29 protein-coding genes are annotated in these 26,236 nt (G+C 64.4%); 16 read left to right on the top strand and 13 right to left on the bottom strand.

Features of this window, described 5'->3' with window-relative positions; all coding sequences use genetic code 11:
- Window positions 1-197: 197 nt before the first annotated feature.
- Window positions 198-2,996: an autotransporter outer membrane beta-barrel domain-containing protein gene (locus IC762_RS01840; protein WP_246801397.1), complete on the top strand. Its 2,799-nt coding sequence runs from the start codon at window positions 198-200 to the stop codon at window positions 2,994-2,996.
- 606 nt (window positions 2,997-3,602) lie between these two features.
- On the top strand, window positions 3,603-3,968 hold the full coding sequence (locus IC762_RS01835) for a hypothetical protein (RefSeq protein WP_195786961.1): 366 nt from the start codon (window positions 3,603-3,605) through the stop codon (window positions 3,966-3,968).
- A gap of 114 nt (window positions 3,969-4,082) precedes the next feature.
- On the opposite strand, the gene ada is transcribed toward IC762_RS01835, so the two are convergent.
- A complete protein-coding gene (gene ada, locus IC762_RS01830; protein WP_195786960.1) occupies window positions 4,083-5,177 on the bottom strand; it encodes a bifunctional DNA-binding transcriptional regulator/O6-methylguanine-DNA methyltransferase Ada in 1,095 nt (364 codons plus the stop codon).
- 109 nt (window positions 5,178-5,286) lie between these two features.
- On the opposite strand from ada, the gene IC762_RS01825 reads away from it, so the two are divergent.
- Window positions 5,287-5,484, top strand: a complete 198-nt coding sequence (locus tag IC762_RS01825) for a hypothetical protein (protein WP_195786959.1) — start codon at window positions 5,287-5,289, stop codon at window positions 5,482-5,484.
- Window positions 5,485-6,100: 616 nt separating this feature from the next.
- On the opposite strand, the gene IC762_RS35155 is transcribed toward IC762_RS01825, so the two are convergent.
- From IC762_RS35155 to dapF, 5 genes are all read right to left on the bottom strand, one after another.
- Entirely contained in the window at window positions 6,101-6,565 is a 465-nt protein-coding gene (locus tag IC762_RS35155; protein WP_210338411.1) for a hypothetical protein, read from the bottom strand.
- 139 nt (window positions 6,566-6,704) lie between these two features.
- On the bottom strand, window positions 6,705-7,271 hold the full coding sequence (locus IC762_RS01815) for a methylated-DNA--[protein]-cysteine S-methyltransferase (protein ID WP_195786957.1): 567 nt from the start codon (window positions 7,269-7,271) through the stop codon (window positions 6,705-6,707).
- A 275-nt stretch (window positions 7,272-7,546) separates the two neighbouring features.
- Window positions 7,547-7,996 (bottom strand): ester cyclase, encoded by a 450-nt coding sequence (locus IC762_RS01810; protein WP_195786956.1) that lies wholly within the window; start codon window positions 7,994-7,996, stop codon window positions 7,547-7,549.
- Window positions 7,997-8,262: 266 nt separating this feature from the next.
- Window positions 8,263-9,534, bottom strand: a complete 1,272-nt coding sequence (mtaB, locus tag IC762_RS01805; RefSeq protein WP_195786955.1) for a tRNA (N(6)-L-threonylcarbamoyladenosine(37)-C(2))-methylthiotransferase MtaB — start codon at window positions 9,532-9,534, stop codon at window positions 8,263-8,265.
- A gap of 5 nt (window positions 9,535-9,539) precedes the next feature.
- Window positions 9,540-10,424 carry a diaminopimelate epimerase gene (gene dapF / locus IC762_RS01800; RefSeq protein WP_195786954.1) on the bottom strand — a complete coding sequence of 295 codons (885 nt, stop codon included), beginning with the start codon at window positions 10,422-10,424 and terminating at the stop codon, window positions 9,540-9,542.
- A 184-nt stretch (window positions 10,425-10,608) separates the two neighbouring features.
- On the opposite strand from dapF, the gene IC762_RS01795 reads away from it, so the two are divergent.
- Complete coding sequence (locus IC762_RS01795) at window positions 10,609-11,319, top strand: GyrI-like domain-containing protein (RefSeq protein ID WP_195786953.1); 711 nt, start codon at window positions 10,609-10,611, stop codon at window positions 11,317-11,319.
- A 5-nt stretch (window positions 11,320-11,324) separates the two neighbouring features.
- Window positions 11,325-12,032, top strand: a complete 708-nt coding sequence (locus tag IC762_RS01790; protein ID WP_195786952.1) for an SIMPL domain-containing protein — start codon at window positions 11,325-11,327, stop codon at window positions 12,030-12,032.
- A gap of 130 nt (window positions 12,033-12,162) precedes the next feature.
- Here the strand turns inward: IC762_RS01790 and IC762_RS01785 are convergent, their stop codons facing one another.
- Window positions 12,163-13,227 (bottom strand): MBL fold metallo-hydrolase, encoded by a 1,065-nt coding sequence (locus IC762_RS01785; RefSeq protein WP_195786951.1) that lies wholly within the window; start codon window positions 13,225-13,227, stop codon window positions 12,163-12,165.
- 383 nt (window positions 13,228-13,610) lie between these two features.
- On the opposite strand from IC762_RS01785, the gene ffh reads away from it, so the two are divergent.
- The 3 genes from ffh (at window position 13,611) to rimM (ending at window position 16,115) form a co-directional block, all read left to right on the top strand.
- Window positions 13,611-15,158 carry a signal recognition particle protein gene (ffh, locus tag IC762_RS01780; RefSeq protein ID WP_195786950.1) on the top strand — a complete coding sequence of 516 codons (1,548 nt, stop codon included), beginning with the start codon at window positions 13,611-13,613 and terminating at the stop codon, window positions 15,156-15,158.
- A gap of 85 nt (window positions 15,159-15,243) precedes the next feature.
- Window positions 15,244-15,576 (top strand): 30S ribosomal protein S16, encoded by a 333-nt coding sequence (gene rpsP / locus IC762_RS01775; RefSeq protein ID WP_029081296.1) that lies wholly within the window; start codon window positions 15,244-15,246, stop codon window positions 15,574-15,576.
- A 17-nt stretch (window positions 15,577-15,593) separates the two neighbouring features.
- A complete protein-coding gene (gene rimM / locus IC762_RS01770; protein WP_195786949.1) occupies window positions 15,594-16,115 on the top strand; it encodes a ribosome maturation factor RimM in 522 nt (173 codons plus the stop codon).
- A gap of 32 nt (window positions 16,116-16,147) precedes the next feature.
- Here the strand turns inward: rimM and IC762_RS01765 are convergent, their stop codons facing one another.
- On the bottom strand, window positions 16,148-16,513 hold the full coding sequence (locus IC762_RS01765; RefSeq protein WP_195786948.1) for a hypothetical protein: 366 nt from the start codon (window positions 16,511-16,513) through the stop codon (window positions 16,148-16,150).
- Between the two features lie 88 nt (window positions 16,514-16,601).
- Between IC762_RS01765 and IC762_RS01760 the strand changes: the two genes are divergently transcribed.
- The 3 genes from IC762_RS01760 to rplS all read left to right on the top strand — a co-directional run bounded on the left by IC762_RS01760 (window position 16,602) and on the right by rplS (window position 18,917).
- Window positions 16,602-17,684 (top strand): quinone oxidoreductase family protein, encoded by a 1,083-nt coding sequence (locus IC762_RS01760; RefSeq protein WP_195786947.1) that lies wholly within the window; start codon window positions 16,602-16,604, stop codon window positions 17,682-17,684.
- A 9-nt stretch (window positions 17,685-17,693) separates the two neighbouring features.
- Window positions 17,694-18,428: a tRNA (guanosine(37)-N1)-methyltransferase TrmD gene (gene trmD / locus IC762_RS01755; protein WP_195786946.1), complete on the top strand. Its 735-nt coding sequence runs from the start codon at window positions 17,694-17,696 to the stop codon at window positions 18,426-18,428.
- A 108-nt stretch (window positions 18,429-18,536) separates the two neighbouring features.
- Complete coding sequence (gene rplS / locus IC762_RS01750; protein WP_195786945.1) at window positions 18,537-18,917, top strand: 50S ribosomal protein L19; 381 nt, start codon at window positions 18,537-18,539, stop codon at window positions 18,915-18,917.
- A 36-nt stretch (window positions 18,918-18,953) separates the two neighbouring features.
- On the opposite strand, the gene IC762_RS01745 is transcribed toward rplS, so the two are convergent.
- Window positions 18,954-20,144, bottom strand: a complete 1,191-nt coding sequence (locus IC762_RS01745) for a hypothetical protein (protein WP_195786944.1) — start codon at window positions 20,142-20,144, stop codon at window positions 18,954-18,956.
- Window positions 20,145-20,525: 381 nt separating this feature from the next.
- On the opposite strand from IC762_RS01745, the gene leuC reads away from it, so the two are divergent.
- Together leuC and IC762_RS01735 are read left to right on the top strand one after the other, a co-directional pair.
- Window positions 20,526-21,932, top strand: a complete 1,407-nt coding sequence (leuC, locus tag IC762_RS01740) for a 3-isopropylmalate dehydratase large subunit (RefSeq protein ID WP_195786943.1) — start codon at window positions 20,526-20,528, stop codon at window positions 21,930-21,932.
- 201 nt (window positions 21,933-22,133) lie between these two features.
- Complete coding sequence (locus IC762_RS01735; RefSeq protein WP_195786942.1) at window positions 22,134-22,343, top strand: hypothetical protein; 210 nt, start codon at window positions 22,134-22,136, stop codon at window positions 22,341-22,343.
- A 59-nt stretch (window positions 22,344-22,402) separates the two neighbouring features.
- Here the strand turns inward: IC762_RS01735 and IC762_RS01730 are convergent, their stop codons facing one another.
- The 3 genes from IC762_RS01730 to IC762_RS01720 form a co-directional block, all read right to left on the bottom strand.
- Window positions 22,403-23,026: a hypothetical protein gene (locus IC762_RS01730; protein ID WP_195786941.1), complete on the bottom strand. Its 624-nt coding sequence runs from the start codon at window positions 23,024-23,026 to the stop codon at window positions 22,403-22,405.
- A 217-nt stretch (window positions 23,027-23,243) separates the two neighbouring features.
- Window positions 23,244-23,606 (bottom strand): hypothetical protein, encoded by a 363-nt coding sequence (locus IC762_RS01725; RefSeq protein WP_195790445.1) that lies wholly within the window; start codon window positions 23,604-23,606, stop codon window positions 23,244-23,246.
- 150 nt (window positions 23,607-23,756) lie between these two features.
- Window positions 23,757-23,951 carry a hypothetical protein gene (locus IC762_RS01720; RefSeq protein WP_195786940.1) on the bottom strand — a complete coding sequence of 65 codons (195 nt, stop codon included), beginning with the start codon at window positions 23,949-23,951 and terminating at the stop codon, window positions 23,757-23,759.
- Between the two features lie 264 nt (window positions 23,952-24,215).
- Here IC762_RS01720 and IC762_RS01715 point away from each other — a divergent pair, with 264 nt between their 5' ends.
- Window positions 24,216-24,446, top strand: a complete 231-nt coding sequence (locus tag IC762_RS01715) for a hypothetical protein (RefSeq protein ID WP_246801396.1) — start codon at window positions 24,216-24,218, stop codon at window positions 24,444-24,446.
- Between the two features lie 110 nt (window positions 24,447-24,556).
- Here the strand turns inward: IC762_RS01715 and IC762_RS01710 are convergent, their stop codons facing one another.
- On the bottom strand, window positions 24,557-24,880 hold the full coding sequence (locus IC762_RS01710) for a hypothetical protein (RefSeq protein WP_195786939.1): 324 nt from the start codon (window positions 24,878-24,880) through the stop codon (window positions 24,557-24,559).
- Window positions 24,881-24,980: 100 nt separating this feature from the next.
- On the opposite strand from IC762_RS01710, the gene IC762_RS01705 reads away from it, so the two are divergent.
- Together IC762_RS01705 and leuD are read left to right on the top strand one after the other, a co-directional pair.
- Entirely contained in the window at window positions 24,981-25,382 is a 402-nt protein-coding gene (locus IC762_RS01705) for a metallopeptidase family protein (protein ID WP_195786938.1), read from the top strand.
- Window positions 25,383-25,467: 85 nt separating this feature from the next.
- On the top strand, window positions 25,468-26,070 hold the full coding sequence (leuD, locus tag IC762_RS01700) for a 3-isopropylmalate dehydratase small subunit (protein ID WP_195786937.1): 603 nt from the start codon (window positions 25,468-25,470) through the stop codon (window positions 26,068-26,070).
- Window positions 26,071-26,236 lie beyond the last annotated feature (166 nt).

Below are 26,236 nucleotides of genomic sequence, written 5' to 3'. Positions count from 1 at the left end.
TCGTATTCCCCTACTCCTATGGAACCACGTCCTCTCAATCCTCGGTTTCCGGACCCGCCGGCAGCGTTCCGTTCTCACTCACGGGGCCATTTACCTACAACCCCTCGACATCAGGCGGCTCCGGCATTCAAGGATTCTTTCAACAAGACTGCCTTCTTGGCCTGGGTTGCACCATCAGCACAACCGTTCAGGCTGACGTGTCGAGCCTCACCGTCGGGCAAGCTCAGTACATTTGGGGCGGAGCCGGCAGATCGACGATCACGACCGACTACAACCTCGCCACCAACTGGTCGAACCCTCCCGCCGCCGCGCCGCCCGTTGCTGCCGGGCAAACGGCGATTTTCGCCGACACCGGCAGTGCGACCGTGACGTTGGCCTCTGGCATCGGGGGGCCGGACAGCTGGACCTTCACTGCCAATGCGCAGTCTTACAATATCTCCGGCCTGAACGTGAACTTCAACCTGGCCGGGCCGACTGGTGGACTTGTCGACAACGCCAATGCCGGCCAGACGATCACGATCTCGAGCAATATCAATGAAAGCGTCGCCGGCGTCATGGTTCAGCAGCTCGGCAACAGCACGCTGGTGCTGAGCGGCACCAATACCTACACCGGCGGCACGGTGATCGAGGCCGGCACGTTGCAGCTCGGTGACGCCAGCCATACCGGCAGCATCGTCGGCAACGTTGCAAATTATGCCAAGTTCAACATCGTCAATGCCGATACCAGCGGCATCACGTCGATCGTCAACGACCGCGCGTTGCCGGGGGCAACGCCTGGCAGCACGGCGTTCAGCAACGCAACGTCGGCCGGCACCATGACCATCACGAACCTGAATGGGGGCGCGACGGTCTTCAACGACACCTCGACGGCCGCCAATGCGACCATCGTCAACGACAATGGCGGCCTCCTGACATTCAACAATCAGGCCACCGCGGGCACAGCCAATATCAGCAATCGCGACGGCAGTCTGATCGCATTTGCCAACAACAGCACCGCGGGCAGCGCGACCATCACGACCGACAGCGGCGCCGGCATCACATTCCATGACTCCAGCACGGGCGGCAATGCACGGTTCATCACCCAAGGCACCGGCTATGTCGATTTCGGTCAAAGCATCGGTCCCAATCTCGACCACCGCATCGCCGCCGGCTCGATTGAAGGCTCCGGCTCGTACTATATCGGCGGCCACAATACGCTGGTGGTGGGCGGCAACAATCTCTCGACCGAAGTTTCCGGCGTGATCGCCGACAACTCTCCGTGCGGCTGCACGTCGGGCTCCGGCGCGCTGGAGAAGACGGGAACGGGTACGCTGGCGTTGAGCGGGACCAATACCTACACAGGCGGGACGACGATCACCGCGGGCACGCTGCAAGTCGACGGCTCGATCGCGTCATCGTCACTGACGACGGTCGCCGCGAACGGAGTGCTGACCGGCGCCGGAACCGTCGGCTCCGCCCAAATCAACGCGGGCGGCACGTTCGCTCCGGGCATGATCGCGGCACCCGGCACATCGATGACAGTCGCCGGCAATCTCGCATTCCAGTCCGGCGCGCTCTATCTGGTGTTCCTCGATCCCGCGACGTCGTCATTCGCCAATGTCACGGGCACCGCGACGCTCAATGGACTCGTCGGCGCAAGTTTCACGACCGGGACTTATGTTGCCAAGCGATATACGATCTTGACGGCTACGGGCGGCGTCAACGGGACCTTCGCAGGAATAGGCTCGCTCGGTCTTCCCTCGGGTTTCAAGGAATCGCTGAGCTACGATACGACGCATGCCTATCTCGATCTGGCGTTGGCCTTCACGCCGCAGTCCGGCACGCTCAGCACCAACCAGCAGAATGTCGGCAACGCCATCGCCGCCTTCTTCAACGCCAACGGCGGCATTCCGATGGTGTTCGGCGGACTGACGCCCGCCGGCCTGAGCCAGCTGTCGGGCGAAAGCGCGACCGGCTCGCAGCAGGCTACGTTCGACGCGATGAGCCAGTTCATCAGCCTGCTGATCGATCCCTCCATCTCGGGCCGTGGCGAACCGATCAACGGCGGCGCGGCGCCCTATGCGGACGCGACGTCGGCCTACGCCGCCGGAAAAAAGACCGACGCGTTTGCGATGTTCACCAAGGCACCGCCGGTAACGCCGTTCGCGCAGCGCTGGAGCGTGTGGGCCGCCGGCTTCGGCGGATCGCAGCGGACCGACGGCAACGCCGTGCTGGGATCGAACAACACAAGCAGCAGCATTGTCGGCACTGCCGTCGGCGCCGACTACCTGATATCGCCGAACACGCTGGCCGGTTTCGCGCTCGCGGGTGGCGGCACCAATTTCAGCACCAACACCCTCGGCGATGGCCGCTCCGACCTGTTCCAGGCCGGCGCGTTCGTACGGCACAATGTCGGCCCGGCCTATTTCACCGCCGCGCTCGCCTATGGCTGGCAGGACATCACGACCGACCGCATCGTGACCGTCGCGGGCATCGATCACCTGCGCGCCCAGTTCAACGCCAATGCCTGGAGTGGCCGCATCGAGGGCGGCTATCGTTTCGTCGCGCCGATCATCGGCGGCATCGGCATCACGCCCTACGCGGCGGGGCAGTTCGTCAGCTTTGAATTGCCGAACTACATGGAGCAGGCCATCGTCGGCTTGAATACGTTTGCGCTCGGCTACAGCGCCAAGACTGCAACCGATACCCGCAGCGAGCTCGGTGCTCGCACCGACAAATCGTTCGCGATGCAGAATGGCGTCCTCACTTTGCGCGGTCGGCTCGCCTGGGCGCATGATTACGATCCGGACCGCAGCGTCCTGGCGACATTCCAGACCTTGCCCGGTGCAAGCTTCGTCGTGAACGGCGCGACGCACGCCGCCGATTCCGCGTTGACCAGCGCATCCGCCGAATGGAAGTGGACCAACGGCTGGTCGGCGGCCGCCACCTTCGACGGCGAGTTCTCGAACGTCAGCAACTCCTATGCCGGCAAGGGCGTAGTCCGTTATACCTGGTAAGGCCACCGCGCTCACGTGGTGAGACGTGCGCCATGATGACCGGCTGGCGTGACCCGGCAGTCGCTATCGTCGCGCGTTTGCCTTCGGCGGCACCACGGCTGTGACGTTCCCTCGACGTGAGAACGGCGTCACATGAGCATCGGCTTCCAATATTTCGGATGCAGGGTTCGGGCCTGCCTGGAGCATGCCGTCATGGCGCGTTCTCAGCACCGCGGACGGATTTGCGGCTGTCCGCTCTAGCAGCTCGCGCAATCTCGGGTGCAGACCGTCGCCGCGCGCGGCTGCAAATGCCAGGAATGTGTTTGAAGACATCATGACGGTTCTCTCGAAGCATCTCTTGGCTTCGAGGGTCGCGCAACTGATGCGGGCTTCCACTCCGCTTCTTGCTTCCAAATTGATTGTTTTCGTCGATCATTGATGGCAGGGCGTCGCCGCATCCACACCCGCTGCGTGCCGCTGGACGCCCGGTATGGCCAACGGATCTACACATTCGAGCCGAAAATCCGCGGACGCAGTTCTTTCGAATTTGAAAGCAAGAAACGGACTGCCGGTCACCGGGGGCGTCCCTACCGTCTCGCTCGACCCAACAACGATCCGGATGCACGCATGAGCGACATCAGTGCTGCACGAAGCGACACCGACGAGCTCGCGCGTCGTCGCAGTCTGGCGGCTGCCCGCCAATCGCGAGAAACCGAACGGGGCGCTTTGCTTCAGAAACTCATCCAGACCGAGAATAAGGCGCTCGAATTGCGCGACTGGGTCGCGCGGCAGGAGACGAAGGAGCAGGATGGTCTTTCACCGGAGATGCGGCGTCTGATCGTGTGGGCGAAGGAACTGCTCTGCGATATGGAGCGCTTCCTTCTGCCTGCCGAACTTTCGGAGCTGCTGGAGGCGCGCGATCTGTTCCCGGAGACAGACGAACTCGCGGATCCGCTCGGCGACCCGCCGCCGCTCCGGCCCTGGGGGCGTTGAGGCGACCGCGCAGATTTGAGGCCGCCTCTGCGCTGTGCGCATCTGGACAGTCGGCGAACGCGCTCCTCCGCCCAATTGGCAATTTGCTGGTCTTGTCGCGGTTACGCGCGATGATCAGAGGCCAGGCCGGCCCTCACGCTCGAGGAGTGCGCGCTTGCGCTCCACGCCCCACGCGTAGCCCGAGATGGCGCCGTCGTTCTTGACGACGCGATGGCACGGAATTGCTACCGCGAGATTGTTCGCCGCGCACGCTCCGGCGACCGCCCGGACAGCCTTCGGGGCGCCGATGCGGCGGGCGATCTCTGTGTAGGAGACCGTGGAGCCGACCGGAATTTCACGCAGCGCCTGCCAGACACGTTGTTGGAAGGCGGTCCCGCGCACGTCCAGCGGGAGATTGAGCCCGAGTTTCGGCATCTCGACGAAGCCAACGATCCGAGCCACGAACTCCTCGTAGCTCCTGTCCGCTCCGATGAGTTTGGCATTGGGAAACCGATCCTGCAGATCGCGGACCAACTCGTCCGGGTTGTCGCCTAGCAGAATCGCGGCCACTCCCTTGTGGCTGGACGCCACCAGGATGGAGCCGAGTGAGGTCTCGCCGACAGCGAAGCGGATTTCCTCGTTCGTGCCACCGTTGATGTAGTGGGTTGGCGTCATGCCAAGCATGTCCATCGATTTCGCATAGAACCGCCCGCTGGAGTTGAAGCCCGCATCATAGATCGCGCCAGTTACGCTATTGCCCTCGTTCAGGCACCGACGGACGCGTCGCGTGCGATGGGCGATCGCGTAATCTTTGGGGGTGAGCCCCGTCGTCGCCTTGAACACCCGATGGAAATAGCTGGAGCTCCGGTCGACCGCTGCGGCCAGATCGGACAGCGAAGGTTCTTCCTCACTCTGCTCGATCAGACGGCACGCCCGCGCAACGATGGCCGCATTCTCTCCATCGACGGAGCGGCCCTCCGGATTACAGCGTTTGCACGGTCGGAATCCGGTCGCTCGCGCAGCTGCGAGCGTATCATGCAGCTGTACGTTCCTGGGATTTGCCGTCCGAGACGGACATGACGGGCGGCAATATACTCCGGTCGTCGCGACCGTGTACCAAAGGCTGCCGTCTGCGGTCTTGTCACGCGCCACAATACGCGCCCAACGAGGATCGTCGACGACGCTCGGGGGATTTCTTGTTCGCTGCTTGGTGGCCGACAATGTAGGCATGGTAACGTCTTCCTATCCGCAAAGCGGGAACATCGATGTCCGACATCGCGCTCGTCTTGCACTCCGATCCCTGCTTTCGATCGGGACAGTTGCGGACTTTGGCTGGTCCATGTTCACCACCATCGCCGTCAGCGACACAATAAGCCACCCGATTCCCGACCGGCTGCAGGACGTCCTCCCACTCGCTCTTCTGAGGCCGGCCAGCACTTATCTTGGCCCGGCACAGCGAGCCTTGCACGCCGACGCCTCAGCAGTGCATTGGGCGACACAGGATCCCGACAAGCCGCAATTCGTCGAGCAGGAATAGTTGGCTGAATTGCAGGCGGTAACGCACTCCGAAGGCGCCTGCGCCTGAGCAACCCGAAACCTATCGAGCAACGTGGAAGCTTCGCCTGGTGCAGGTCCGGACAACAGCACGACCAACGTCAGGATTACCCTCATGCGATGCCTCCAGGTGTGACGCAACGTCCGTTTGCGCGAGAGCTTCATCGCGCCGCTGCCGGGCGCACTTCGATTCTTGCCTTCGAATCGAATTGTTATGGCTGGAGGCGGCATCGTCGCCTCCGCCCGGACGTCTCCGCGGATGCAAAGGCAAGAAGCGGAGTGCGCGAGCCCGTTGCTCCTGACAAACGAAAGATCCCGATGCCGGCGGAGATGCGCCATGTCCTGTTTCGCGCCTTACAGTCTCTACACGTTCCTTGCAGCTCGCGGAGCCTTCTTGCGGCCGGATGTACGGGCGGTGCTGGAGCAGTCGTCAGCTGCTCCATTCGATGACCTTGCAACCCCTGGCCGTGCAGCGTTTCTCGCGCGGCTCACCCGAAAGCGCCTGGACGCTCTGCTGGCCTCGAACGACGCGCGCGGTGTCGGACACGAGCCGTGAGCTTCCGCCAAACACCCGCCGAGGAAACAGCAACGGGCGCGGCCTACCGGTCAAGGATGCGCGGCAACAAGTCGACGACACCCGGATGCCGCGTCGCGGCCGCGCTCTCTTCGACCGCGTTGGCGAATTGGCGTTCCATCGCGCGGCGCCCCGTCGGATCTCGTTCGTCGAGGCTTCCTATGTCGGTCACGTCGATCGCAAGGATCGTCTCGGCGGCACCGTTCGCCTCGAAATGGTCCGTGAAGGGCCGAAGAACCAGTCGCGGGTGGTCCGGCGTCGAGACCGCGATGCGCGCGAGCTTCTGCAAGGCGGGCTTGAGATATCGCCAGTGCTTGATGATCGTGAGCCAATCGCAGCCGTCCTTGAACGTGCCGTTGACGAACCCGCCGGACAGCGGATCGTGAGGCGCAAACACGCCGGCGCTGCCGCCGACATCGATGATGGACGGTCCCTGAGCGAGGCGCACGAAGAGGCCGACCTTTCCATCATTCGTTCTGATAAGCTTCATGGCGATACCGTTTTGGAGCGCACGTGCTCCGAAGTTAAATGACGATCATCCCGCTCGTGGCGGACCGAGGCTGAATGGACCAGGACGTGGTCAGACATCGCACCACCACGCCGCGGCGCGCGAATAGCACTGTTTGCGCTCACGCGCCGGCCTCTCTTCGAAGAAGCTCACGCTTGCGCTCGATCCCCCAGCGGAATCCGGCCAGACCGCCGTCGGAGCGGACGACACGATGGCACGGAATCGCGAGCGCGATCGGATTGGCGGCGCACGCGGCGGCAATCACCCGCGGCGAGGCGAGCGGATTGACCCATTTGGCCAACTCTAAATAGCTCACGGTGCGGCCGACAGGGATCGTCCGCATCTTCTCCCATATCCGACGTTGAATCGGCGTCCCTCGCATGTCGAGCGGGAGCCTCAGGCCTTCGGCTGGATTCTCGACGAAGCGGATCACTTTCGACAGATCGTCGCGAACGATGGCTTCGTTCGCGATCAGCGCCGCCTCCGGAAAACGCCGGGCGAGATCCGCTTGCAACTCATCCACTGTGTCGCCCAGCAGGATGGCGCAGACGCCCGTGACGCTGCGGGCCACCAGGACCTTGCCCAAAGGAAAATCGCGCGTTGTATGGAAGAGCACGTCAGCACGCGTGCTTCGGCCCTGCGTCGTCGATGAAAGCCGCGAATCGCTGGCCTGGACGTTGACGTTCATGGTGTAGCTCCTTCGTCTGGTCTCAGGATCGAAGGTAGATCGATATCGCTGGGTCCGAACTCCGATGCTTGCTCTCGAATCCAAACGATCAAGCAGTTGCAGAAAAGGAAAAGCCGAGCGGTACAGGCTCGGCTTGCTATCGAAACGGACAAGAAGTGCGGTCGTCAGGCGAGACGTCCTGCTCGGCAGTCGAATTTCGCTCTGAATGAGCGAGGCCCGCAGCTGCGGGCCTCGCTGCTTCCGCAGACGTCGGCGACGGCGATCAAGACGCGCAACTACGCTTTCTTGAGCAGCCCGAGCTGCGTCAGTGCGGTCACGCCGTCGTCCAGTCCGATCTCCTCGACGAGCTTCCCGTCGACCACCTTGAGCACTGTGGTGCCCGTGAAGTGCATCTTGCGCCCGGTGGCGGCCGGAAGATCGCCGATCAGGAAGTCGCTGAAGGCCGGGCCGGTGTGCGTACCGCCTCCTTCCCACTGTCCGACGACATAATCGCCTTCGGCGATCAGGTCGGCCGTGCCCCAGAAGTTGAGATCGGGAAAAGCGGCGCGGAAGTCGGTCATGAACGCCTTGATGTCTTCGCGCCCGCGACGCGGCTCATGCAGCGAGTACTTGAGGAGCATGTCCGGCGCGGCAATCTCGTCGACGACGGTCAGATTGACGGTCTTGCCCCAGAAATCGGTGAACCAGCGGCCGACGACGGCCTTGTTGTCATCTTGTTTGCTCATTTGAAACTGCTCCTTCGTTTGGATCATCAACATGCCTCGATGATCTGTCCGAAGGCTTACGCGATGGTGGGGATGGCTAAACTCCGGTTCTTGTTCTGAAATCGAAAGCGGTCGTGCTCGAACGTCGCTGATGCACGCGCTAAAGCGCGATGAGATTGGGTCGAATCGTCATCGCGCTTTAGCGCTTTGTTTGAGCATGATCTCCGCGCAAACGCGTTCCGCGTTTGTCGCGAGGGAAGCCGCTTCACACTTTTCCGGATCACGCTCTAGGTAAGCTCACCGCACGCCGTGACGAGACGCGCGCCGTCATGACCGGTCATGACAAGCCGCCGTACGACACCCGGCTCACCGCCGGCAATTGCGACCGGCAGGAAGTGCTCGGTGCGCCCCTGCCGCTCACTTTCGATCAGCACGTCGCGCGTCGCGCCGATCTCGGCTCCAAGCCGCCGCTGTAGCGCGGCTTCGCCGGCGGCACGCAGCCGCTTCGCACGCTCCTTGATCGCGCCGCCCGCGACCTGCGGCATCCTTGCCGCCGGCGTTCCCGGGCGTTTCGAATAGGGGAACACGTGCAGGAAGGTGAGATCGCATTCCTCGACCAGGTCGAGCGAACGCGAAAACATCTCCTCGGTCTCGGTCGGGAAGCCGGCGATGATGTCGGCGCCGAGGGCGATGTCCGGCCGCAGCCGGCGCACTTGCGCGCAGAAATCGATCGCGTCCTGGCGCGAATGGCGGCGCTTCATCCGCTTCAGGATCATGTCGTCGCCGGATTGCAGCGACAGATGCAGATGCGGCATCAGCCTGATATCGTCGGCGATGACGTCGAGCAGGTCGCGGTCGGCCTCGACCTGATCGATCGACGAAATGCGCAGCCGCTTCAGCTCGGGCACGTGGCGCAGGATCTGGCGCACCAGCTGGCCGAGCTTGGGCGCGCCCGGCAGGTCGGCGCCGTAGCTTGTGAGATCGACGCCGGTCAGCACGATCTCGGCATCGCCGCGTTCGACCAAAGTGCGAACCTGATCGATCACTGCGCCCATCGGCACCGAGCGCGAATTGCCGCGGCCGTAGGGGATGATGCAGAAGGTGCAGCGATGATCGCAGCCGTTCTGCACCTGCACGAACACCCGCGGCATGCCGCGCGCGAAGCCATCGAGCAGATGCGGCGCCATCTCCGTCACCGCCATGATGTCGGCGACCGCGACCTTCTCGCTCGAGCCGATATCGAACGCGTTGCGGGTCGCGCGCCAGGCTTCGCCACGCAGCTTTTCGTCATTGCCGACGACGCGGTCGACCTCGGCCATGTCGGCGAACATCGTCGCTTGCGTCTGCGCCGCGCAGCCGGTGACGACGATGCGCGCCGTGGGCCGCTCGCGTTTCAATTTGCGGATCGACTGCCGGGCCTGCGCCACCGCCTCGTTGGTGACGGCGCAACTGTTGATGACGATGGTGTCCGCAAGCCCTGCCTGCTCGGCCTCGCGACGGATCACTTCGGATTCGAACGCGTTGAGGCGGCAGCCGAAGGTGACAACGTCGACGCTCATTTTGGTCAGGCGACGTTGGCGAACAGCGCCGGATCGAAACGTCCCTCATATTCGAAATCGGCGGTGCCGGTCATCAGCACGTGATCGTCGCGTTCGCGCCACTCGATCGTGAGCTTGCCGCCGGGCAGCGTCATCTCGACGATGCGGTTGGTCCGCTTCAGCCGCGCCGCCGCAACCGCCGTCGCACAGGCCGCCGAGCCGCACGCCCTGGTGAGGCCTGCGCCGCGCTCCCAGGTGCGCATCGTGATGTGGTCGCGGTCGACGATATGGGCGAGCGTGATGTTGGCGCGGTCCGGGAAGATCGGATGATTTTCCAACAGCGGCCCGAACCGTTCGAGATCGTAGGCATTGACGTCATCGACCCAGAAGATCGCATGCGGATTGCCCATCGAGACCACCGACGGCGAATGCAGCACCGGATTGTCGATCGGCCCGACCTGCAGCTCGATGTATCGGGTGTCGCGGAACTCCTCGGCCAGCGGAATGTCCTGCCAGCCGAACTTCGGCGCGCCCATATCGACGGTGTAGAGATCCGGCGCCGGGCCCTGCCAGGCATTGAGCAGGCCGGCGTGGGTCTGGAAGGTCACCGTGCTCTGCCCGGTCTTCTCGAACACCCGCCGCACCACGCAGCGCATGCCGTTGCCGCAGGCGCCGGCTTCCGAACCGTCATTGTTGTAGATCGTGATGAACGCCTCGGTGCCATCGAGCCGCGGCGGTTGCAGCACCATGAGCTGGTCATAGGGCGCGCCAGCGGGCGAAGCCACCGCGCGCGCCTCGTCCGGCGTCACGGACGCCTTGGAATCTGTTTTGGACTCGCGCAGGTCGACGATGACGATCTCGTTGCCGATCCCGTTCATCTTGGCGAAGGCGTGGTTGGCGAGCGCGCTCATGGATTTTCCCAAATTCTGCCCGGTTATATGGCGAGTGGTGTCCTATTGGCCAGCCTGAATGCCGCCATGACGCATCTGTCATGGGACGAAAGCGGAACTTGCGTGTTAGGACTAGCGCGCCTCGCGGGCCGTGCGCCGGGACAGATCAAACGGCCGTGCCGAGGATGGGGATGGAGAAAATCGAATGAACCGCATGAGCACGCTGCGCGCGGCCCTGGTCGCGCTGCTCCCATTGGCCGCGATCGCACTGGCTGGCCCGGCGTCGGCGCAATCGCCGACCGCTTCGCCGGCGCCCGCGCCGTCGGCGAGCCCCACACCGGTCCCGACGCCGTCGGCGACCCCGGTCCCTCCGCCCGCCGAGACCAAATCACCGGCCGACACCCCGGCCGCCTCCCAGAGCCCGACGCCGCCGCCGGCAGCTCCTGTGCAGACCGCCGACCCCTTCGGCGAGCCGTTCACGCTGGAGCCGAAAAAGGTCGTGATGCTGAAGGGCAATGCCAATTGGGATTCCGCCTTCGACACCCTGATCGACGCCTTCAAGGCGCTCTCCGCCCAGCTCGACAAGGAGGGCGTCAAGGCCTCCGGCAACCCGATGATCGTCTACACCTCGACCGACGACACCGGCTTCACCTTCATCGCCGAATACCCGGTCGACCAGGACGTCAAGAACCTCGGCAAGAACATGAGCATGGGCAACTCGCCCGACGGCAAGGCGTTGAAGTTCGTCCATCGCGGCTCCTACGACAACATGGACAACACCTATGAGGCGATCACCAATCACCTCGACGACAAGAAGCTGGAGGCCAAGGACACCTTCATCGAGGAATACATCACCGATCCCCTGAAGACCGCGGAGGACAAGCTGGTGATCAACGTCTACGTGCCATTGAAGTGAGATTCATGAAACGATCCCTGACGCGATCCCTGCCGCTTGCCACCCTCGCGCTCTTGCTGCTTGCCGGGCCCGCGCTCGCGCAGGTGCCGCCGCCCGCGATCTCGGTCACCGGCGAGGCCACCGTCTCGGTCGCGCCCGACCAGGCCATGATCGACGGCGGCGTGACATCGGACGCGAAGACCGCGCGCGAGGCGGCCGACGCCAACAACAATGCAATGGCCAAGGTGCTGACGGCGTTGAAGGGCGCCGGCATCGATGACAAGGACTATCAGACCTCGCGGTTGTCGCTGCAGCCGAAATACGCGCCCGATCGTTCGGGCCCGGTCACGATCACCGGCTACCGCGCCAGCAACCACGTCAGCATCAAGGTGCGCGATGTCGCCAAGGTCGCGAGCGTGATCGACACGCTGGTCGGCGCCGGCGCCAACGAAATCGGCGGCATCAATTTCGTGGTGTCGCAGGCCTCCAAGGTGCTGGACGAGGCGCGGGAGAAGGCGATCGCCGACGCCCGCCGCAAGGCGGAGATCTACGCCAAGGCCGCCAGCGTCACGCTCGGCGATCCCATCAGCATCTCGGAGGAAGGCAACGCCCCGATGCCGATGTACCGCAGCAAGATGGCCGCACCGATGGCCGCTGCCGGCGCGCCGGTCGCGCAAGGCGAAGAGACGCTGTCGGTGAGCGTCGGCGTGTCGTGGGCGATCAAGGGGAGGTAGATTCCTGTCGTCCCGGCGAAGGCCGGGACCCATTACCACAGGATCGAGTCGCTTCGATCGGCTGTGGCCACAGCGTTTCAAAATAATAAGCAGTGGTGGTTGTGGGTCCCGGCCTTCGCCGGGACGACGGTCAGATCTCGAACACCTGCCCCGGCTTCAACGTCAAGAACTTCTTCCGCGGCACTTTTGCCGCTTCCAATGCCTCGCCGAGCGCGATCGCCGGCGCGTCGATCGCCTCGTCGGTCAGCTGGAACGTGCCGTGATGATGCGCCAGCGCCTGTTCGGCGCCGCAATCGGCCAGCGCCTTCACGGCGTCTTCCGGATTCATGTGCTGGTCGCGCATGAACCAGCGCGGCTCATAGGCGCCGATCGGCAGGATCGCGAGCCGCAGCGGGCCATGCGCCTCGGCGACGCGGCGGAAATGCCGCCCGTCGCCATAGCCGGAATCGCAGACGATGTAGAGCTTGCCCGCCGGCGTCTCCAGCACGAAGCTCGCCCACAGCGCCTTGTTGCGATCGAACAGCCCGCGCGCCGACCAATGCCGCGTCGGCACCAGGGTCACGGCAAGGCCGCCTCCGAGCTCGACGCGCTGATGCCAGTCGAACGCCTCGGCCTTGATCGCCTCGTCGGCCGCATGCATCGTGATGTCGTTGCCGAGCGGCGTGATCACGCGCGGGCCGAAGGTCGCGGCAAGCCGCGACAGTGTCGCGACGTCGAGATGGTCGTAATGACCGTGCGAGACCAGCACGACATCGATCTTCGGCAGCTTCTCGAACGCGATGCCGGGATCGTTGTGCCGTTTCGGCCCGGCGAAGCTGACGGGCGAGGCCCGCATCGACCACACGGGATCGACGAGGATGTTGAGGCCGCCGGTCTGGATCAGCCAGCTGGCATGCCCGACAAAGCAGAACCGCACCTTGGCGCCGTCGACCCGCGGCGGCGGCACGTCGGCATAGGGGCTCGGCACCCAGTCCGGCCAGACCTCGCGCGTCCGGCCGCCACCGAACTGCCAGCGCAGCACTTCGCCCAGCGATTTCGGCGACGCGCCATCCGGATCGAAGAAGTGCAGGCCGTCGAAATGGTCGGAGACGGGGCCGTCATAGGTTTTCATGAATGACATCCAAAGGGAGGGCAGGCCGATCGCAGCAGCGGCACCGGTCAGGGTTGCAAGGAGACGGCGGCGGGTAACGGGCAAAACGGGTTCCGAAATGGGAGGCAGGCTCCGGTTATATGGGTGGGGTGCGCCGAATTCGGAACCAATCCGGGAAAGCGAAGCATTTTCAGTATATTACCGCCGGTCCAAGGCCACGACCGCTGGAATCTGTCCTTGACTTTCCAGCCCCGGCAGCGTTTAACGCGGCCACTTTCTCGGAAAGCTCAGTCTTTTCGACCAGCCGACCGGCACTTCGAGGCCGGAGGCCAACGCCCGACAGCGCGATGCGCCCTCGGGCGCGAAAGTGTTTGGACCATCGTCTTGGCACCATGCCCAGGCGAACTATGTGGTCATCACCCGCGAAAAGCGGTTGATGACGAGCAACGAGTGAGGCGCGCCTCCGGGCGCAACGAAGGACAACGGCATTGTTCGACAATCTGTCGGAACGGCTTGGTGGCATTCTCGATCGTCTGACGGGGCGCGGTGCGCTGACCGAAAAGGACGTCGATGCCGCGATGCGCGAGGTGCGCCGCGCGCTGCTCGAAGCCGACGTCGCGCTCGAAGTGGTCCGCAGCTTCATCGACAGGGTCCGCGAGCAGGCGATCGGCGCCACCGTCGTCAAGTCGGTGACGCCGGGTCAGATGGTGGTGAAGATCGTCCATGACGAGCTCGTCGCCACGCTCGGCTCCGACGGCCAGACCATCGACATCAATGCCGTGCCGCCGGTGCCGATCATGATGGTCGGCCTGCAGGGCTCCGGCAAGACCACCACCACCGCGAAGCTCGCGCGCCGCATGGTCCAGCGCGACAAGCGCAAGGTGCTGATGGCCTCGCTCGACGTCTATCGCCCGGCGGCGATGGAGCAGCTCGCGGTGCTCGGCCGCGATCTCGACATTCCGACCCTGCCGATCGTCGCCGGCCAGATGCCGCCGCAGATCGCGAAGCGCGCGCTGGAAGCCGGCAAGCTCGGCGGCTACGACGTCGTGCTGCTCGACACCGCCGGCCGCACCACGCTCGACGAAGACATGATGAAGGAGGCGGCCGAGATCAAAGCCGCCGCCAACCCGCATGAAGTGCTGCTGGTCGCGGATAGCCTCACCGGCCAGGACGCGGTCAACTTGGCGCGCTCGTTCGATGAGCGCGTCGGCCTCACCGGCATCGTGCTGACCCGTGTCGATGGCGACGGCCGCGGCGGCGCCGCGCTGTCGATGCGCGCCGTCACCGGCAAGCCGATCAAGCTGCTCGGCACCGGCGAAAAGACCGATGCGCTGGAAGACTTCCATCCGAGCCGCATCGCCGGCCGCATCCTCGGCATGGGCGACGTGGTCTCGCTGGTCGAAAAGGCCGCCGCCAACATCGACGCCGAAAAGGCCGCGCGCACCGCCGAGCGGATGCGCAAGGGTCAGTTCGACCTCAACGACATGCGCGAGCAGTTGCAGCAGATGGCCAATATGGGCGGCATCGGCGGCCTGATGGGCATGATGCCCGGCATCTCCAAAATGAAGAACCAGATCGCCGCGGCCGGGATCGACGACAGGATCCTGAAGCGCCAGGTCGCGATCATCGATTCGATGACGCGGCAGGAGCGCAAGAATCCAGACATCCTGAAAGCCAGCCGCAAGAAGCGCATCGCCGCGGGCGCCGGCCAGAACGTCGAGCAGATCAACAAGCTCCTGAAAATGCACCGCAACATGGCCGACATGATGAAGGCCATGGGAAGCGGCAAGCGCGGTCCGCTCGCCGGCATCGCGCAGGCGATGGGCTTCGGCGGCGGCATGAAGCCGCCCTCGGCCGAGGAGATGAAGGCGCTCGCCGACAAGATGCAGGGGGGCGCCGGCGGTGGCCTGCCCAATCTGCCGAAGGATCTGCCCGCAAGCCTGCGCGGCGGGCTGCCGAACCTGCCGGGGCTCACCGGCCTCACCGGCAAGCCGCCGCTGCCGGGTCTCGGCGGTTTCCCGGGCAAGAAGAAATGAAGAATTCGTCGCGACGGTCCGCATGTGGCCGGCGCGACGCGGAATACCAATCAACCCAACACATCGACTTTTGAAGGAGAACTGAATGTCCGTCGTTATCCGCCTCGCGCGCGCAGGCACCAAGAAGCGTCCGGTTTATCACGTCGTCGTCGCCGACTCGCGCTTCCCGCGCGATGGCCGCTTCATCGAGCGCCTCGGCCACTTCAACCCGCTGCTGCCGAAGGACAACGAGGCGCGCCTGAAGCTCGACATGGACAAGGTGAAGGCCTGGCTCGCCAAGGGCGCGCAGCCGTCGGACCGCGTCACCCGCTTCCTCGATGCCGCCGGCGTCGTGAAGCGCACCGCGCGCAACAATCCCGAGAAGGCCGTGCCGCGCAAGGAGCGCAAGGCGCAGGCCGAAGCCGCCGCCAAGGCCTAAGCTGAACGGCCGATACGGTGATCGCACCGGTCTGTGTCGCCCGCATCGGCGCTGCGCATGGCGTGCGCGGCGCCGTCAGGCTATGGACGTTCACCGAAGACCCGCTGGCCGTGAAGGATTACGGCCCGCTGATGACCAAGGACGGCAAGCGCCAGTTCGAGGTCACGCAGCTGCGTGAGGCCAAGGATCATCTGGTGGTGACGCTGAAGGGCGTCGCCACCCGCGATGACGCCGAGCGGCTCAACGGCATCGAGCTCTACATTCCGCGCGAGCGGCTGCCCGCGACCGACGACGGCGAATATTACCATGCCGATCTGATCGGGCTCGCCGCGGTGACGCCATCGGAGCAACCGCTCGGCAAGGTGATCGCGATCCACAATTTCGGCGCCGGCGACATCATCGAGATCGCCCCGCCGCAGGGCGCGACGATGCTGCTGCCGTTCACCAATGCCGTGGTGCCGACCGTCGATCTCGCCGGTGGTCGCGTGGTGATCGAGCTGCCCGAGGTGATCGACGGCGACGATCCGTCCAAGGAGTGACGCATGGCAGCGGAGGGTCTTGGAGGACGCCTTCAATCCCCTAGCCATGCATCTGCGTGAGATTTCGAAAGAGGGCCAAGCTCCTCGCGCACATGCTCCCACCTACCGGTTCTCCATGCGCGGCCAACCAACGCTTCAATCAAGCCGGTGGCAACTGCTGTTCCAATCGCCTCATCGTCGCTCTGCATTCCTGCTTCGACCAACGCGAAAATGGACGCTCGCGTATTCGGGTCTAACTCCTCGAATATATCCGCGAACTTTCTGCCAATCTCCGCATAGGCGACCGTAATAGGCGGAAGATCTGGAGCCCAATATTTGATTGTCTCCCGATATACCTCTGCAAGAGAAGGTGAAAACTCTACGACTTCGGATAGAAATCGCTCTGCCGTCTCGCTCATCAGTTACCCTAGCCCGGCTGCCGTGATCCCCGGATTGCACTTCGCTCCATCCGGGCTACGTAGGTGGGGACTGTCAAGGAGCATCCCAATGACGAGCACCCACAAGGCCTGGCGCCTGCACGCGCACAACGATCTCCGTTTCGAAGACGTTGCGACACCGAAACCCGCGCCCGATGGCGTCGTGGTCCGGATCGAAACCAGCATGGTGCTGTCCTACACCAACAAGCTGCTGTCGGGCGCGCTGCCCTACAGCCTGCCGCCGATGCCGTTCGTGCCCGGCACCAACGCGATCGCGCGCGTCGTCGCCACGGGCGAGAGCGTCACGCACGCCAGGGAGGGCGACCGCGTCTTCCTGAGCCCGCATCTGCGCGGCGACATTCCGGATCGCGATCCGCCGCAGATCCTGATCGGCCTCACCGCGACGGTAACGACACCGGAGGCGCTGGCATTGCAAGCGCGTTGGCGCGACGGCGCATTCGCCGAGATCGCGCACTGGCCGGCCGCCTGCGCCACGCCGCTGGCCAATCTCGACGACACGCCGGCGACCGAGCTGATCGGACTCGCCAAACTGATCGTGCCGTTCGGCGGGCTGCAGCGCACCGGCCTGCGCGGCGGGCAGACCATTATCGTCAATGGCGCGACCGGCTATTTCGGCTCGGGCGGCGTCATGCTCGCGGTCGCAATGGGCGCGGGCCGCGTCATTGCCGTCGGGCGCAAGCAGGCTGCGCTCGAGCAGTTGCGCGATGCATTCGGGCCGCGCGTCATTCCGGCCGTCGTCACCGGCGATGCGACCGCCGATTTGTCGGTCATCCGCCGCGCTGCCGGTGGGACCGCCGATGTCGCGCTCGATCTGCTCGGCGCCGCCAAGAGCACCTCGACCACGCTCTCCTGCCTGCGCGCGCTGCGTCGTGGCGGACGGATGGTGTTGATGGGCAGCGCCGAGGCGCCGCTCGAGCTCTCGTTTCGCGAGATGCTGGCCAATGATTGGGAGGTGGTCGGGCAGTTCATGTACGACAGGACTGCGCCGGGCCAGCTGGCGGCGCTCGCGAGCGAGGGCCTGCTGGATCTGCGCAAGATCAACGTGGCGACCTTCAAGCTTGCCGACTTCCGCCGCGCCGTGGAGGCGGCCGCGATGATGCAGAGCCTCGACCTCACGGCCGTGGTGCCGTAACCAGACGCCATGACCTCCAAGCCCCCACCTTGGCGCGCGACCGTGCTGACCCTGTTCCCGGAGATGTTTCCGGGTCCACTCGGGGTGAGCCTGGCCGGCAAGGCGCTTGCGTCCGGCCTGTGGGCGCTGGAGGCGCGCGACATCAGGGCGTCAGCGACCGACAAGCACCGCAGCGTCGACGATACGCCGGCCGGCGGCGGCCCGGGCATGGTGCTGCGCGCCGACGTGCTCGCGGCTGCGATCGATGCCGCAGGGATTGCGTCCGACCGCCCGCGCCTGCTGATGAGTCCGCGCGGTCGGCCATTGACCCAGGCGCAGGTTTTGGACCTCGCGGCGGGGGCCGGCCCCCTGATCGTCTGCGGCCGTTTTGAAGGCATCGACCAGCGGGTGATCGAGGCCCGCTCGCTCGAGGAGGTCTCGATCGGCGACTATGTGCTCTCAGGCGGCGAAATCGCCGCAATGGCGCTGATCGACGCCTGTGTCCGGCTGTTGCCGGGCGTGATGGGCAAGCAGGCCTCGGGAACCGAGGAGACCTTTTCCGAAGGACTACTGGAATACCCTCAATACACAAGGCCGCAGGAGTTCGAGGGCCGGCAAATCCCTGAAATCCTGATTTCCGGCGACCATGCCAAGGTTGCGGCCTGGCGGCTGGCGCAATCCGAGGCCCTGACCCAGGCCCGACGGCCTGACCTCTGGGCCAGAAAAGCCGGCCCGAAGCGGACAAAAAACACGACAGACGGGTGACAAAGCCTGTGCTTTGCCTTATAGCAGCGCCCAAATCCGCACACGCGCAGGATAGATGGACGTTTGCGCAGCCCGCGCAGGCTGGGCGCGCCGCCGATGGAGATTTCGATGAACCTGATTCAGCAGCTCGAAAAAGAGCAGTTCGACAAGCTCGCCGCCACCAAGACCATCCCGGAATTCGGTCCCGGCGATACCGTCATCGTCAACGTGAAGGTGGTCGAAGGCGAACGTACCCGCGTGCAGGCCTATGAAGGCGTCTGTATCGGTCGCAACGGCCAGGGCCTCAACGAGAGCTTCACCGTTCGCAAGATTTCCTACGGCGAGGGCGTCGAGCGCGTCTTCCCGGTAATGTCGCCGATGATCGACTCGATCAAGGTGGTGCGTCGCGGCAAGGTCCGTCGCGCCAAGCTGTATTACCTGCGCAGCCTGCGCGGCAAGTCGGCCCGCATCGTCGAGAAGACCGAGCACGCCAAGGCCGTCAACGAGTAATTCCCCCTCCAGGGGATGTGACCGAAAGCGCGGGGATCACCCCGCGCTTTTTTGTTGCGCCGTGCTCAAGCCCGCAGGCTTGACGCGCGAGGCCATGATCGCGGCCGCGATCAGGATTCCGATGCAGGAGGCCAGCGGTCGATACGTGATCCAATCGTGGATCTGGGTGTGGTTCGAGAGCAGCTCGAACCAGCCGAAGGGGACCAGGAGCGGCGACGCAAGCAGCGCAAACCGCTTCAGGGCGATCCGCCGCACCGGAAGCAGCAGCGTCGGCAGCAAGACCAGGAAGATCATCGCCGACTGTGTCTGATGGTAGAGATAGGACAGCACCTTCGCGGTCGGCGCGAGGAAGCGATGCTGGACGAAGCCGGGCGCATCCCCGTTCAGGCGATACAGGATCACCTCGAAGATGTCGCTCCACGCCACCCCGGCGGCGCAGGCGATCGCCCATTTCGAAGCCCAGGTCAGGGAATAGCCCGCGAACCACGCCGCGATGATGCCGAGCGTCTCGGCAACACGCCGGCCGGACGCCAGCGCGACAAAGGCGATCAACATCGGTTGCCACGGCACATTGTGCAGGAAATCGATGTAGTTGAAGACGCTGCCGAGCAGCGCGGCAGCCAGGATCAGGTTGCTGTCGGGACGAAGCGCCTTCCGGGCCACGAGGGCGCTGCCGGCGAAGATGAAGGTGATGGCGATCGCATGCACGCCGTAGTTCCAGGTGAACCAGAGATCGGTCAGCACCACCGTTGGAACGATCACGGCGAGCATGGCGTCTGCGCCGACGATGGAGCGCAGCTCGAATGCGAACCATGTGAGCGCTGCAATCATCGCCGCCAGCATCAGATAACGGCCCTGACGAAACGGAAGCCAGGCGGTCAAGGGATCCATCACCACACGGTAGCCGTGCCAATAGCGCGGATAGGGCAGCCAACTGACGTCGGGCTTGTTCGCAAGCGCCGCGACGAGAGCATCACAAGGGTAACCGGCGGCGAGCGGCCGAGCCGCCATGATCGCATTGTGCAGGCCGGTCCCGCCCGGCTCGAGACCAACGCCGAGGCCGACGCAATCTTCGGTCGTGAGCGGCGGCGGAAGCGTCTGCATGCGCTGCCGCCGGAGCTCCGGCGGGGCGATGTAGTCCGTCGCAACAAGGGCAACCAGATAGAGCGGTTGCAGCGCGAGCACCAGCAGGGCGGCGCGGCACAGCCGTTTGAAATAATCGCTCATGGAAACAATCTCGTCGAAATGATCTCGAATTATGCGCGGAGCCTAGTTTGCGGCTGGACCGCGATCAACCTCGCCGAGACCCGCGCGGAGCGCCAGCTATCCATTTTGATACCCCGGGCCCGGCCTCTCCGTTGATTGTCGTTCCGTCCGAACCTATGTTAGAAGCGCTCCAAATGGCTACCGCGCAACCCAGCATGACCCGCCGGCGCGTCGTGATCGACGATCGCTCGCGGCTGCCCGGCCGCTTCTTCGGACGCTTTGCGACATCGGCGACGTCAGAGCTTAGGCGCGCAGCGTAACCGCTGCCTGAACCCTCTCGCCTGCTCGCGCGTCCCCCGCGCAAAGCCCTCGACCACCGAATTTCTTCTGGAGCTGACGCTCATGTCCAAACCGACCACGCTGTACGACAAGATCTGGAACGACCATCTGGTGCACGAAGCCGAGGACGGCACCTGCCTGCTCTATATCGACCGCCATCTGGTCCACGAGGTGACCTCGCCGCAGGCGTTCGAAGGCCTGCGCGCCGCCGGCCGCAAGGTGCACGCACCGGAGAAGACGCTCGCCGTGGTCGACCACAACATCCCGACCACCGATCGTTCGAAGCCGAATCCCGACCCTGAAAGCATCGAGCAGATGCGGGTGATGGCGGAGAACGCCAAGGAATTCGGCATCGAGTACTATAACGAGTTCGACAAGCGTCAGGGCATCGTCCACGTCATCGGCCCGGAGCAGGGCTTTACCCTGCCGGGCACCACGATCGTGTGCGGCGACAGCCACACCTCGACGCATGGCGCGTTCGGCGCGCTGGCGCACGGCATCGGCACTTCCGAGGTCGAGCATGTGCTGGCGACGCAGACGCTGATCCAGAAGAAGGCCAAGAACATGCGCGCGGTGGTCGACGGCAAGTTGCCGGACGGCGTCACGGGCAAGGACATCATCCTGGCCATCATCGGCGAGATCGGCACCGCCGGCGGCACCGGCTACGTGCTTGAGTATGCCGGCGAGGCGATCCGTGCGCTCTCGATGGAAGGCCGCATGACGGTCTGCAACATGTCGATCGAAGGCGGCGCGCGCGCCGGCCTGGTCGCGCCGGACCAGAAGGCGTTCGACTTCCTGCGCGGCCGCCCGAAGTCGCCGCAGGGCGCCGCCTGGGACGCCGCGATGCGCTACTGGGAGACGCTGCGTTCCGACGAGGGCGCGCATTTCGACCATGAGATCCGGCTCGACGCGGCCAAGCTGCCCCCGATCGTCACCTGGGGCACCAGCCCCGAGGACGTCATCTCGGTGACCGGCGTCGTGCCCGATCCGGACAAGATCGCGGACGAGGCCAAGCGTCTCTCCAAGCACCGCGCGCTGAAATACATGGGCCTGACCGCGGGCACCAAGATCACCGACATCAAGCTCGACCGCGTCTTCATCGGCTCCTGCACCAATGGCCGTATCGAGGATCTGCGCGCGGTCGCCAAGATCGCCGAGGGCAAGACGGTGAACGCCAACGTCAACGCGATGATCGTGCCGGGCTCGGGCATCGTGAAGGAACAGGCGGAAGCCGAAGGTCTCGACAAGATCTTCATTGCGGCTGGGTTCGACTGGCGTGAGCCGGGCTGCTCGATGTGCCTCGCGATGAATCCGGACAAGCTGAAGCCGGAGGAGCGCTGCGCCTCGACCTCGAACCGCAACTTCGAGGGCCGGCAGGGGTTCAAAGGCCGCACCCATCTGGTGTCGCCCGCGATGGCCGCAGCGGCTGCGATTGCCGGACATTTCGTCGACGTGCGCGACTGGCGCTAATTGCTGGAGCTTCGGTTCTGATCAGTTCGGAACCGACGCTCCGGACTCTTGGTCTGACGCGTTTTCTTCGCGCGAACCGGATTCCACTTCGCTCGAAAACGCTATTGCTTATCTCAAGCTCGAGCCGTTGCGGAAACGGCTCGTTAACGAGCCGCACGCACACTGGCGCCTTGCGAGAACAAGTTTCGCAAGGAGCCGGACGTGGCGGACAAACCCGAATTCGTCGACATGATCAGCGAGGCGACGGCGCAAAAGCGTCGCCGTGCGATGCCGCGCATCATCGACCCGCTTCCCGACGTGAAGGAGACCTCGCGCCTCAGCCACTGGCCGCCGGATCGCTGGACGCAGTGGCGGCTGGAAAACCTGACGCCGTGGAAGATCAAGCCCTGGCGGCTGAAGGACTGGGAATAGACACGTAGCTTTGGCCACACAACAACGGGCGCCATCAGGCGCCCGTCGTCGTTTGGGCTTCACCAGTAGCCGTACGGCCGCCAGTGGTGACGGTGATGCCAATACGGCCGGCAGATCCGGCGCGGCCCGTAATGGGTCCAGACCACCCGGCAGCGGCGATGGTGGTAGTAGTAGGCCGGATAGCCGTAGGAGCCGACATAGAAGCGGTGATGGAAGTGCCGGCGATAGTGCGGCCGGTAGGCGTATCGGTAACCGCCGCCGTGGAAGCGGTGGTAGCCGCCATAGCCCCCGTAGTGACGATGCAAGCCGCCGTAGCCGCCGTGGAATGCGGGCGCGGCGCGGAAACCTCCACCATGGAAGCCGCGGAAACCGCCACCGTGGAGACCACCGCCATGGAAGCCTCCACCGTGGAAGCCTCTGAATCCTCCGCCACCGCCGTGGAAGCCGCCGCCGTGGAAACCGCCACCATGAAAACCACCGCCGCCGCCATGACCGCCACCGCCGCCATGCCGAAACTGGACCGTCATCGCGTCGCTTGCGGGCTTCGCCGCGGGCAGCGCGCCCGGGCTCATCGGCGACAATGCTTCGGCGCGCTGCTGTGACGCGATCGACAACGCAAAGATCGCAGCCGCGGCAATACCGACACGACGCAGCAGTCCGCGCCGCAAATAACTCTCCTTCATTTCCAAACCTCCCTCGCAACAGCAGAGATAACCAAGCTGCGCAGCAGTTGGTTTCAATGCAGTCATTGCAGTCGCTCCCAGCGCAACGCTAGAAACGCCAGCGTGAATGCGCCATGAACATGCGGACCGCTGCGACGAATCGTCCGACAAGGACCTGGCAATGACCGCCTGAGTGATCTCGTGATTCTCTCACGCGCGCACAACGCGGCCCATCACATCACCAGAACGGACCGAATCCGATGCCGAAGGTAAACGGCGCCGGCACGGCGTATGGATAAGGCCGATAGGTGGAGGGCCGCCCATAGTAATAGGGCGCGTAATGGGGCCTGCCGTCGGAATAATAGGGCTGATCGTACGACCGGGAATATGGCCGGTCACCGTCGTGATCATGATGACGATGGTGGTCGCGGGAGTGACGCTGCGCGCTGAAATCCGTCGCCTCGGCTGCGTGCCGCTGCCTGGTTGCATGCCGCTGTTGCGCGGCCGCCTGCATCCCGACCGGCACTGCGGTGATTGCCGATGCCGGCGCTGCCAGCGCGAATGCACCCGCAACGACGACAGCGCCGATCCATCTCGTCATGATCACTCCATCAACGCTTGCATGTTCAATTCTTGCAAATTTCGATTGGCGTCATCTCGCGTCGGCAAATCTGCCGCTTTCGTGGTTGAAAATGACGACAGGCCCGCTACTCACGGGCCTGTGTCTCAACTGCGCTGAAACGCCGCGCGATCAGCGGCGCCAATGACGGTGATGATGGCGATGCCGCCACCAGCGCACCTCGGTCGTTGCCGGCTTGGCATCCTGCTGCACCGTGGCCGCAGCGCCCGGGCTCGCCAGCGATACGGCGTTTGCGCGCTGGGTGGGCGCCGCCAAAACCAACACGGCGCCAACCGCCGCGAGCCCCAGAATTTTCGTCACCGTCATGAGTCGTCTCCTTGATGATCCATGGATATCACGTCCTGCAACGACGATTTCGTGTTGAATGAATCGACCCCCGTTGCCGTGACGCAGTTACCCAGCAGAATGCGGATGACGTGAATGGATGATGAACGACCTGCGCCACGATGATGAATTCGGCGCGAGCCATCGGGTTCCAGCGCCCGAGGCACAATTCTGGGTGTCGATCCACAAAACCGATATAGACGATCGTCGTATCTTGTGACGTGTCTGCCATCGCAGGAGATCGTCATGACGCCGTCACGCACGCGCAAGCGGCTCGCACGTACTGCAACAACGGTGCTAGGCGTAGCCGCGATCCTGTTCGCCAATTCCGCAGGCGCTTCGCAGGGACCTGGCGGCGGGATGGGAACGGCGAGCCACCTCACACAAACCCTGATGGCGCTCGCGGTCTATGGAACGTCGGGGCTGATCATTGCAGTCGGATTGATCGGCGCGGCACGCAGGCGCCTGCGCAGCTAAAGCATGATCCGGAAAACTGCGATGCGGTCTTCCCCCTCGCGACAAACGCGGAACGCGTTTGCGCGGAGATCATGCTCGACAAGGCGCCAAAGCGCGATGACGATCGCGCTCTAGCCTGGCCGCCAGACGCAATTCATGCGCGGCGTGATCACCGTGCCGCTCGGCCGATACTCCTGCACATAGTGCGCGGTGCATTCGCGCACGGCGTTCGGACCGGGGTTGTAGCGCGGAATGACGTCCGGTTGCCAATGATCGGACCGATAGATCGGGATGCGACGGAGCGGGCGGCGGCGTTCAACCACGCGCTGGCGCGGGGCCGGTGCGGCCTGGCCCAGTCGCGCTTCTGCGGCCGCCGACTGCGCCTGCGCATCGGTGCCGCCGAGCGAGAGCCCGACTGATGCCGCCAACAGCGCTGCCGCCACGATCCGTTTCATTGCGCCACCCAACACCCCTTATTGACCGCACGGTCTCCCATTGCGCCGTCAAGGTCAACTGCGCTGGCGCCCCGGACGACACTCGCGCTAAAGGAGTGTCATGTGGACCACAGCCAAAGCCCCCTCGCTGGCCGAGATGGAGACCATGGCGCACGAGATGTTCGGGCGCCTGCCCGAGACGTTCCGGGGCCTCTGCGAGGGCCTGATCATCCGCGTCGACGATTTCCCGACCGACGAGGTGCTGGACGAGATGCAGGCCGAGAGCGAGTTCGACCTGCTCGGCCTGTTCCAGGGCATCGGCCTGCCGCAGCAGAGTTTTGGCGACGTGGCCCGGCTGCCCAACCTGATCTGGCTCTACCGGCGGCCGATCCTCGACTATTGGGCGGACCATGACGAGACCCTCGGTCACGTCATCCGCCACGTCCTGATCCACGAAATCGGTCACCATTTCGGCCTGTCGGATGCCGATATGGAGGCGATCGAGGCTGCGGCTGCGGGCTAGCCCTGCGGAAATGGCTCTTTTACCGCTGTCACATTCGCGATAAACAGCGGCCTCCAAGCCCTCAATTCGACCGGGAAGTGCTCCGATGGACAAGTTCACCACGCTGGAAGGCGTCGCGGCGCCGCTGAAGATCATCAATGTCGACACCGACATGATCATTCCGAAGCAGTACCTCAAGACCATCAAGCGCACCGGCCTTGGCAAGGGGCTTTTCTCCGAGCAGCGCTACAAGGATGACGGCAGCGAGAACCCGGATTTCGTCCTCAACCAGCCCGCCTACCGCAAGACGAAGGTGCTGGTTGCCGGCGACAATTTCGGCTGCGGCTCGAGCCGCGAGCACGCGCCCTGGGCGCTGCTCGACTTCGGCATCCGCTGCGTGATCTCGACCTCGTTCGGCGACATCTTCTACAACAACTGCTTCAAGAACGGCATTCTGCCGATCCGCGTCAGCCAGGAAGATCTCGACAAGCTGTTCGACGACGCCGAGCGCGGCGCCAACGCGACCTTGACCATCGATTTGCCGAACCAGGAGATCCGCGGTCCCGACGGCGGCAAGGTGAAGTTCGAGATCGACCCGTTCCGCAAGCACTGCCTGATCAACGGCCTCGACGACATCGGGCTGACGATGGAGAAGAAGACCTCGATCGACACCTACGAGGCCAAGCTCAAGGAGCGCGCCTGGGCCTGAGCTCGCGCGGCCTTTGTTCTGCTTGGCAAGTGTTGTGCCTGGCAAGCGGCGTCCCACTCACCGCTGTCGTCGCCCGGCTTGACCGGGCGATCCAGTACGCCGCGGCCCATCGGCTCAAGCACAACGGCCTCTGGAATACTGGATCACCCGCATGCGCGGGTGATGA

This window comes from Bradyrhizobium genosp. L (assembly GCF_015624485.1).
Lineage (GTDB): Bacteria > Pseudomonadota > Alphaproteobacteria > Rhizobiales > Xanthobacteraceae > Bradyrhizobium.
The sequence above is the reverse complement of the archived record's forward strand: the minus strand, read 5'-3'. Positions and strand labels throughout refer to the sequence as shown.

Excerpts from the sequence above, each read along its gene's own strand:
- IC762_RS01815 (WP_195786957.1), bottom strand. The coding sequence starts at position 7,271 with ATGAACGTCAACGTCCAGGCCAGCGATTCGCGGCTTTCATCGACGACG.
- IC762_RS01730 (WP_195786941.1), bottom strand. The coding sequence starts at position 23,026 with ATGAAGGAGAGTTATTTGCGGCGCGGACTGCTGCGTCGTGTCGGTATT.
- IC762_RS01835 (WP_195786961.1), top strand. The coding sequence starts at position 3,603 with ATGAGCGACATCAGTGCTGCACGAAGCGACACCGACGAGCTCGCGCGT.
- IC762_RS01725 (WP_195790445.1), bottom strand. The coding sequence starts at position 23,606 with ATGACGAGATGGATCGGCGCTGTCGTCGTTGCGGGTGCATTCGCGCTG.
- IC762_RS01705 (WP_195786938.1), top strand. The coding sequence starts at position 24,981 with ATGTGGACCACAGCCAAAGCCCCCTCGCTGGCCGAGATGGAGACCATG.
- IC762_RS35155 (WP_210338411.1), bottom strand. The coding sequence starts at position 6,565 with ATGAAGCTTATCAGAACGAATGATGGAAAGGTCGGCCTCTTCGTGCGC.
- rplS (WP_195786945.1), top strand. The coding sequence starts at position 18,537 with ATGAACCTGATTCAGCAGCTCGAAAAAGAGCAGTTCGACAAGCTCGCC.
- IC762_RS01790 (WP_195786952.1), top strand. The coding sequence starts at position 11,325 with ATGAAACGATCCCTGACGCGATCCCTGCCGCTTGCCACCCTCGCGCTC.
- IC762_RS01795 (WP_195786953.1), top strand. The coding sequence starts at position 10,609 with ATGAACCGCATGAGCACGCTGCGCGCGGCCCTGGTCGCGCTGCTCCCA.
- ada (WP_195786960.1), bottom strand. The coding sequence starts at position 5,177 with ATGCCTACATTGTCGGCCACCAAGCAGCGAACAAGAAATCCCCCGAGC.
- IC762_RS01765 (WP_195786948.1), bottom strand. The coding sequence starts at position 16,513 with ATGAGCGAGACGGCAGAGCGATTTCTATCCGAAGTCGTAGAGTTTTCA.
- IC762_RS01825 (WP_195786959.1), top strand. The coding sequence starts at position 5,287 with ATGTTCACCACCATCGCCGTCAGCGACACAATAAGCCACCCGATTCCC.
- mtaB (WP_195786955.1), bottom strand. The coding sequence starts at position 9,534 with ATGAGCGTCGACGTTGTCACCTTCGGCTGCCGCCTCAACGCGTTCGAA.
- leuC (WP_195786943.1), top strand. The coding sequence starts at position 20,526 with ATGTCCAAACCGACCACGCTGTACGACAAGATCTGGAACGACCATCTG.
- IC762_RS01760 (WP_195786947.1), top strand. The coding sequence starts at position 16,602 with ATGACGAGCACCCACAAGGCCTGGCGCCTGCACGCGCACAACGATCTC.
- IC762_RS01715 (WP_246801396.1), top strand. The coding sequence starts at position 24,216 with ATGACGCCGTCACGCACGCGCAAGCGGCTCGCACGTACTGCAACAACG.
- IC762_RS01810 (WP_195786956.1), bottom strand. The coding sequence starts at position 7,996 with ATGAGCAAACAAGATGACAACAAGGCCGTCGTCGGCCGCTGGTTCACC.
- IC762_RS01745 (WP_195786944.1), bottom strand. The coding sequence starts at position 20,144 with ATGAGCGATTATTTCAAACGGCTGTGCCGCGCCGCCCTGCTGGTGCTC.
- dapF (WP_195786954.1), bottom strand. The coding sequence starts at position 10,424 with ATGAGCGCGCTCGCCAACCACGCCTTCGCCAAGATGAACGGGATCGGC.
- rpsP (WP_029081296.1), top strand. The coding sequence starts at position 15,244 with ATGTCCGTCGTTATCCGCCTCGCGCGCGCAGGCACCAAGAAGCGTCCG.
- IC762_RS01710 (WP_195786939.1), bottom strand. The coding sequence starts at position 24,880 with ATGAAACGGATCGTGGCGGCAGCGCTGTTGGCGGCATCAGTCGGGCTC.
- trmD (WP_195786946.1), top strand. The coding sequence starts at position 17,694 with ATGACCTCCAAGCCCCCACCTTGGCGCGCGACCGTGCTGACCCTGTTC.
- leuD (WP_195786937.1), top strand. The coding sequence starts at position 25,468 with ATGGACAAGTTCACCACGCTGGAAGGCGTCGCGGCGCCGCTGAAGATC.
- IC762_RS01720 (WP_195786940.1), bottom strand. The coding sequence starts at position 23,951 with ATGACGGTGACGAAAATTCTGGGGCTCGCGGCGGTTGGCGCCGTGTTG.